The sequence below is a fragment of the Pseudomonas sp. genome (genome assembly GCF_050739655.1).
Classification (GTDB): domain Bacteria; phylum Pseudomonadota; class Gammaproteobacteria; order Pseudomonadales; family Pseudomonadaceae; genus Aquipseudomonas.
This window is the reverse complement of record NZ_JBOIBY010000265.1, coordinates 1-5,865: the sequence shown is the minus strand read 5'-3', so window position 1 is coordinate 5,865 and position 5,865 is coordinate 1. Positions and strand designations below refer to the sequence as shown.

General features: G+C 60.2%; 6 protein-coding genes. 5 read left to right on the top strand and 1 reads right to left on the bottom strand.

Annotated features, from left to right (window positions below):
• Nucleotides 1-34: 34 nt before the first annotated feature.
• Nucleotides 35-1,216, bottom strand: a complete 1,182-nt coding sequence (gene hmpA / locus ACRESJ_RS13280; RefSeq protein ID WP_431758292.1) for an NO-inducible flavohemoprotein — start codon at nucleotides 1,214-1,216, stop codon at nucleotides 35-37.
• 156 nt (nucleotides 1,217-1,372) lie between these two features.
• On the opposite strand from hmpA, the gene norR reads away from it, so the two are divergent.
• The 5 genes from norR (at nucleotide 1,373) to ACRESJ_RS13255 (ending at nucleotide 5,822) form a co-directional block, all read left to right on the top strand.
• Entirely contained in the window at nucleotides 1,373-2,923 is a 1,551-nt protein-coding gene (gene norR / locus ACRESJ_RS13275) for a nitric oxide reductase transcriptional regulator NorR (protein WP_431758291.1), read from the top strand.
• Nucleotides 2,924-3,156: 233 nt separating this feature from the next.
• The gene (locus ACRESJ_RS13270; protein ID WP_431758290.1) at nucleotides 3,157-4,059 is read left to right on the top strand and encodes a chemotaxis protein CheV; all 903 of its coding nucleotides are present in this window, start codon (nucleotides 3,157-3,159) and stop codon (nucleotides 4,057-4,059) included.
• A 27-nt stretch (nucleotides 4,060-4,086) separates the two neighbouring features.
• Nucleotides 4,087-4,545 carry a GNAT family N-acetyltransferase gene (locus tag ACRESJ_RS13265; protein WP_431758293.1) on the top strand — a complete coding sequence of 153 codons (459 nt, stop codon included), beginning with the start codon at nucleotides 4,087-4,089 and terminating at the stop codon, nucleotides 4,543-4,545.
• A 120-nt stretch (nucleotides 4,546-4,665) separates the two neighbouring features.
• Nucleotides 4,666-4,992 carry a hypothetical protein gene (locus tag ACRESJ_RS13260; RefSeq protein ID WP_431758289.1) on the top strand — a complete coding sequence of 109 codons (327 nt, stop codon included), beginning with the start codon at nucleotides 4,666-4,668 and terminating at the stop codon, nucleotides 4,990-4,992.
• 83 nt (nucleotides 4,993-5,075) lie between these two features.
• Nucleotides 5,076-5,822, top strand: a complete 747-nt coding sequence (locus ACRESJ_RS13255) for a YkgJ family cysteine cluster protein (protein ID WP_431758288.1) — start codon at nucleotides 5,076-5,078, stop codon at nucleotides 5,820-5,822.
• Nucleotides 5,823-5,865: the final 43 nt, after the last annotated feature.

Sequence of the window (5,865 nt, the reverse complement as noted above, 5' to 3'; positions counted from 1 at the left end):
CCCACGCAGAGCGTGGGAACGATCATGGAGAGGGTTATTCCAATACCGCAGCCGGGCCGAAGAACTCGTAACGGCTTTGCTTCTCCGGCACACCCAAGGCCTTGAGGTGCCGCTTGATGGCCGACATGAAACCTTTCGGCCCCAGGAAGTAAGCGTCGACATCACGCTCGGCAGGCAGCCATTCGCCCAGTTGCTCCTGGCTCAGCAGGCCGACCTTGTGCGCCGCCGGGCTCACGCCGTCGTCTTCGGCATAGCAGTAGAAGCGCTTGAGTTGCGGATGACGCTCAGCCAGCCCGTCGATCCAGTCGCGGAAGGCGTGGACGCCGCCGTTGCGGGCGCAGTGGATAAAGTGCACCGGACGTTCGGTTTCCAGCGCCGCTTCGAGCATAGCCAGGGTCGGGGTAATGCCGACACCGCCACTGATCAGTACCAGCGGTTTGTCGCTGGTGGTCAGGGTGAACTCGCCTGATGGCGGGAACAATTGGATGCTGGCACCGACTTGCATTTGATCATGCAGGAAGTTGGAAGCACGCCCACCGGTTTCACGCTTGACGCTGATACGGTACTGACCTTTATTCGCCAGGGCCGACAGCGAATAGTTCCGACGGATCTCTTCGCCATCGAGGATCAGCTTCATGCCGATGTACTGACCTGGCTCTGCCGCCAGAATCGGGCCTTTGTCAGCCGGTTCGAAGTAGAACGAGGTAATTTCGGCGCTTTCCTCGACCTTGGCCGCAATGATGAATTCCCGCGCTCCGCGCCAGCCGCCTGGAGCCTGCTCCTTCTGGTCGTAGATGCTGGTTTCGGCGCCGATCAGGATATCCGCCAGTTGGCCGTAGGCCGCACCCCATGCTGCGATCACTTCCGGGGTGGCGATTTCTTCGCCCAGCACTTCGGCGATGGCACGCAGCAGGCAGCTGCCGACGATCGGGTAATGCTCCGGCAGAATCTGCAGGGCCACGTGCTTGTTGATGATCTTGGCCACCAGGTCGCCCAACTGGTCGAGTTGGTCGATGTGGCGTGCGTACATCAGTACACCGTTGGCCAGGGCACGCGGCTGGTCACCCGAGGACTGGTGAGCCTGGTTGAACAGTGGGCGGACTTCAGGGTACTCGGACAGCATCATGCGGTAGAAGTGAGTGATCAGGGCTTCGCCACCGCTTTCCAGCAACGGAACAGTGGATTTGACGATGGCACGGTCTTGAACGCTAAGCATAAGGTGACTCCTGAACATCGAGGGTTTGTAAGCGATTACCCTATGCTTATCAGCTTTCGTGCCAACTTTAATTTCGTTATAAATCAACAAGTTAAGAATACAGTAGTCAAATCGACACAAGCAGCTTTATAGTCATACCGACTACACGGAGTCACTATGACTGCAAAATCCCTGCTGACCGCCCTGCTGCCACTGGTTTCTGACCTGTCCCGCGAACTCCCTGAAGGCGAGCGCTACCGACGCCTGCTCGAAGCCATGCGCGCCCTGCTGCCCTGCGATGCCGCCGCCTTGCTGCGCCTTGATGGCGAATGGCTGGTGCCGCTGGCCGTTGACGGATTGAGCACCGATACACTCGGTCGACGCTTCAAGGTCAGCGAGCACCCGCGCTTCCAAGCCCTGCTCAGCAGCCCCGGGCCGACCCGGTTCGCCGCCGACAGCGACATGCCCGACCCTTATGACGGCCTGGTCGATGGCCTCGATGACCACCTGGAAGTCCATGACTGCATGGGCTGTCCGCTGTTCATCGACGAGCGCCCCTGGGGCCTGCTGACCCTCGACGCCCTTGATCCGGAGCAGTTCGAACCCATCGAACTGGACGCCCTTGAAGCCTTCGCCAGCCTCGCGGCCGCCACGGTCAACGCCGCCGAACGCATCGAACGCCTGAATAATCGCGTCGAAGACGAGCACCAGCGCGCGGAGGTCTATCGTCAGGCCAGCGGCCAGCAGAGCCGTGAAATGATCGGCCAGAGCAAGGCGCACAAACGCCTGGTGGAAGAAATCAATCTGGTGGGCGGCAGTGATCTGACCGTGCTGGTCACCGGAGAAACCGGCGTCGGCAAGGAGCTGGTGGCCCAGGCCATCCATGCCGCCTCCCCTCGCGCCGACAAGCCGATCATCAGCCTCAACTGCGCGGCCTTGCCCGATACGCTGGTGGAAAGCGAGTTGTTTGGCCATGTCCGCGGCGCCTTCACCGGTGCGTTGAATGACCGCCGTGGCAAGTTTGAATTGGCCAATGGCGGCACGCTGTTTCTCGATGAGGTCGGGGAGCTGTCGCTGACCGTGCAGGCCAAACTGTTGCGTGTGCTGCAAAGTGGTCAGTTGCAGCGCCTGGGTTCGGACAAGGAACATCAAGTCGATGTACGACTGATTGCGGCCACCAACCGCGACCTGGCCGAAGAAGTCCGCAGCGGCCGTTATCGCGCCGATTTTTATCACCGCCTCAGCGTTTACCCTCTATTAGTACCCGCGCTTCGAGATCGAGGCCGCGACGTGCTGTTGCTCAGCGGTTACTTCCTGGAGCAGAACCGCTCGCGCATGGGCCTCAACAGCCTGCGCCTGAGCAGCGATGCTCAAGCTGCGTTGCTGGCCTATGACTGGCCTGGCAACGTGCGGGAACTGGAGCATTTGATCGGCCGTAGCGCGTTGAAAGCTCTGGGCAATTGCAAAGAGCGGCCAAAGATTCTCAGCCTCAGTGCAGCTGACCTCGATCTGCCCAACGGCAGCGTCGAAGTCGCCACCGAGCAACCTGACGCGACGGCGGTGGCATTGGTGACCGGAGACTTGCGCGAGGCCACCGAAAACTATCAGCGCCAATTGATCGGAGCATGCCTGGAGCGTCATCACAACAATTGGGCCAGTGCGGCGCGGGAGCTGGGGCTGGACCGGGCGAATCTTGGGCGGATGGCCAAGCGATTAGGAATGAAGTAAGCAAAGATCGCGGCCCCTGTAGGAGCTGGCTTGCCAGCGAAAATAGTCAACGATAACGCGATCATCCTGATTCACCGCGGCGGTCTCGGGTTTTTCGCTGGCAAGCCAGCGCCTACATGGGCTGCGATCTTTTGATAAAGCTAAAGCCTGCCCCCAACAAGTCGATAACCCGGCATCGATAGCTGTTGGCGATCCTCGCGGTCGTCCGTCACCTTTCTCAACAGAAGGTTCTTATGTCCTCGACCAAAGCCCGCGCAGACTCACTTTCGCTTCTGCTGTTTACCTTGCGCAGCGGCAAGTTGATGGCGATCAACCTGCTCAAAGTCAGTGAAATCATTCCCTGCCCACCGCTGACCAGGCTGCCGGAGTCGCACCCCCACGTAAAAGGCATCGCCACGCTGCGTGGTGCCTCGTTGTCGGTGATCGACCTCAGCCGCGCCATCGGCGAGCGTCCGCTGGAAGATCCCAACGGTGGCTGCCTGATCGTCACCGATGTCAGCCGTTCCATGCAGGGCCTGCACGTTCAGGCGGTGAGCAAGATCGTCCACTGCCTGACCACCGACATCCGCCCACCGCCTTTCGGTTCTGGCGGCCCGCGCGCGTACATCACGGGTGTCACCTCGGTCGATGGCACTCTGGTGCAGGTACTGGACATCGAGAAAGTGATCCATGGCATCGCCCCGGTGCAAATCGACATGGCGCCGACCGAGCTCAGCATGGAAGACGCCGAGGTACTGGGCAACGCACGGATTCTGGTGGTCGATGACAGCCAGGTCGCCTTGCAGCAATCAGTACACACCCTGCGCAACCTCGGTTTGCAATGCCATACAGCGCGCAGCGCCAAGGAAGCCATCGACTGCCTGCTGGATCTGCAAGGCACCGCGCAACAGATCAACCTGATCGTCTCCGACATCGAAATGTCCGAGATGGACGGCTACGCCTTCACGCGCACCCTGCGCGAAACGCCGGATTTCGCGCATCTTTATGTACTTCTGCATACCTCGCTGGACAGTGCGATGAACAGTGAAAAGGCTCGACTGGCCGGGGCGAACGCGGTGCTGACCAAGTTCTCCTCGCCGGAACTGACCAAGTGCCTGATCGACGCGGCCAAGGCTGTGGCCGAACAAGGTCATTAAGCCTTGGCCGAAGACTATTGCTGGCTGATGCGGCGCGACCTCGCCGAGGTTGTGCCAGCCATCACTTGGCCCACCGACATAAAACTGACTCACTACCGCCCCGACCTCGCGGCCGACGTGCATGAATTGATGGAACTGGGTTATCACGAGGGCGGTGGACATGTGCCCGCGCTGGATATCTGGCAGCAACGTTTTGAAAATGATCCCGAATACGATCCTGCCCTGTGTTTTATTGCGCTGGATGCCGATGGTGTGGTCGCCGTTTGCCAGTGCTGGACCAGTGCCTACATCAAGGACTTGGTGGTGCATCCCCGCGCACGGCGACAGGGGTTGGGGCGCGGGTTGCTGCTGCATGCGTTCAGCGTGTTCCGCCAGCGCCGGGAAGGGTTTGTGGATTTGAAGGTGCTGGAGGACAACCTGCGGGCGGTGCGGTTGTATGAAAGCGTCGGGATGCGTGTGGTGTGCCGGGAGTTGATTGCGGATTGATCGGTGAAAAGATCGCAGCCTTCGGCAGCTCATGGGCTGCGATCCTGGCGGTGGCCCTCATTGCAAATCTCTTGAGGCATACTCGGACGCTCCCGAACCGAGCCCAAGGATGCCCGATCAATGAAAGCTGTAACACTGACCCTCCTCTGCCTCACTGCCCTCGCCACTCAGGCCCACGCCTCCAGCCCCGACGCCTGGGCCGCCTACGACAAAACCGTACTCGCCAGCTGCATCAAGGCCAGCGGCCTGAGCAATCCCGAGCCTGTCGGCAATGCCGCGCAATTCGACGACCGGGTCGGCTACACCGCAGTTCTGCTGCAAGGCCAATACCCGCAAAAACACATGAAAGGCGCGCAAGGCACCGAGTTGTGTCTCTACAACAAAAAGAGCAAAAACGCGTACATCACCGAGTGGGACTCCATCCGCCCGACTGCCAAGGCGCAGTGAGTGGCGCATAACTTGCTTCGACTGCGGCCTGTACGGCGGCATCCTGTCGCCGCTTCATGCCCTCGGATGCGACTGACCGTTCAATGAATAAAACGTTTTCCTGCGTTGGCTGCGGCAAATGCTGCAATGACCACCATGTGCCCCTGACCCTGCCTGAAGCCCGCATGTGGGCGGCCGATGGCGGCCAGGTCATCGTGCTGGTGGAGGCCTTCCTGAGCAGTGGCCTTGGCCTGCCAGTGCAACAGCGTGAACACGCCGTACGCCGCTCTGCTGTGGTTCGCAGCGCGGACGCCGAAGCGTACGTCGCCATCACATTCGCTGCCTACAACGTCGGCCCCTGTCGGAATCTTGACGAAGACAACCTCTGCCGCATCTACGAGCGCCGGCCGCTGGTGTGCCGCATCTATCCGATGGAAATCAATCCACACATCCCACTGAACACGGCCGTGAAGGAATGCCCGACCGAATCGTGGGAAAAAGGGCCGCAGTTGATTGTCGGCGGTGAGTTGGTCGACCGTGAACTGTCGGAACTGATCCTGCGCTCCCGCCAGGCGGATCGTGATGACATTCAGATGAAGGACGCGATGTGTGCGTTGCTGGGAATTCGGACTACCGCGCTGAAAGGCGATGGGTTCACCGCTTACCTGCCAGACATGAACGAATTCGTCACGATTTTCGATGAATTGACCGGGCAGACGCTGCCGGAATGGAGCAGTGAGTGGCTGTTCCATGTGTCGAGTGAGGATATTGCCGGACAAGTATTGGCGGCCGGTGCACAGGTGGCGATGGATGCGCCTAACTATGGGTTTATTTCGTTGCGGGCGGCGTGATCAGGAAGGGCCTCATCGCGGGCAAGCCCGCTCCCACAGGGAT

Bases quoted from the DNA above. Each gene is read 5' to 3' on its own strand.
- hmpA (WP_431758292.1), bottom strand. From the start codon at position 1,216: ATGCTTAGCGTTCAAGACCGTGCCATCGTCAAATCCACTGTTCCGTTG.
- norR (WP_431758291.1), top strand. From the start codon at position 1,373: ATGACTGCAAAATCCCTGCTGACCGCCCTGCTGCCACTGGTTTCTGAC.
- ACRESJ_RS13270 (WP_431758290.1), top strand. From the start codon at position 3,157: ATGTCCTCGACCAAAGCCCGCGCAGACTCACTTTCGCTTCTGCTGTTT.
- ACRESJ_RS13265 (WP_431758293.1), top strand. From the start codon at position 4,087: ATGCGGCGCGACCTCGCCGAGGTTGTGCCAGCCATCACTTGGCCCACC.
- ACRESJ_RS13260 (WP_431758289.1), top strand. From the start codon at position 4,666: ATGAAAGCTGTAACACTGACCCTCCTCTGCCTCACTGCCCTCGCCACT.
- ACRESJ_RS13255 (WP_431758288.1), top strand. From the start codon at position 5,076: ATGAATAAAACGTTTTCCTGCGTTGGCTGCGGCAAATGCTGCAATGAC.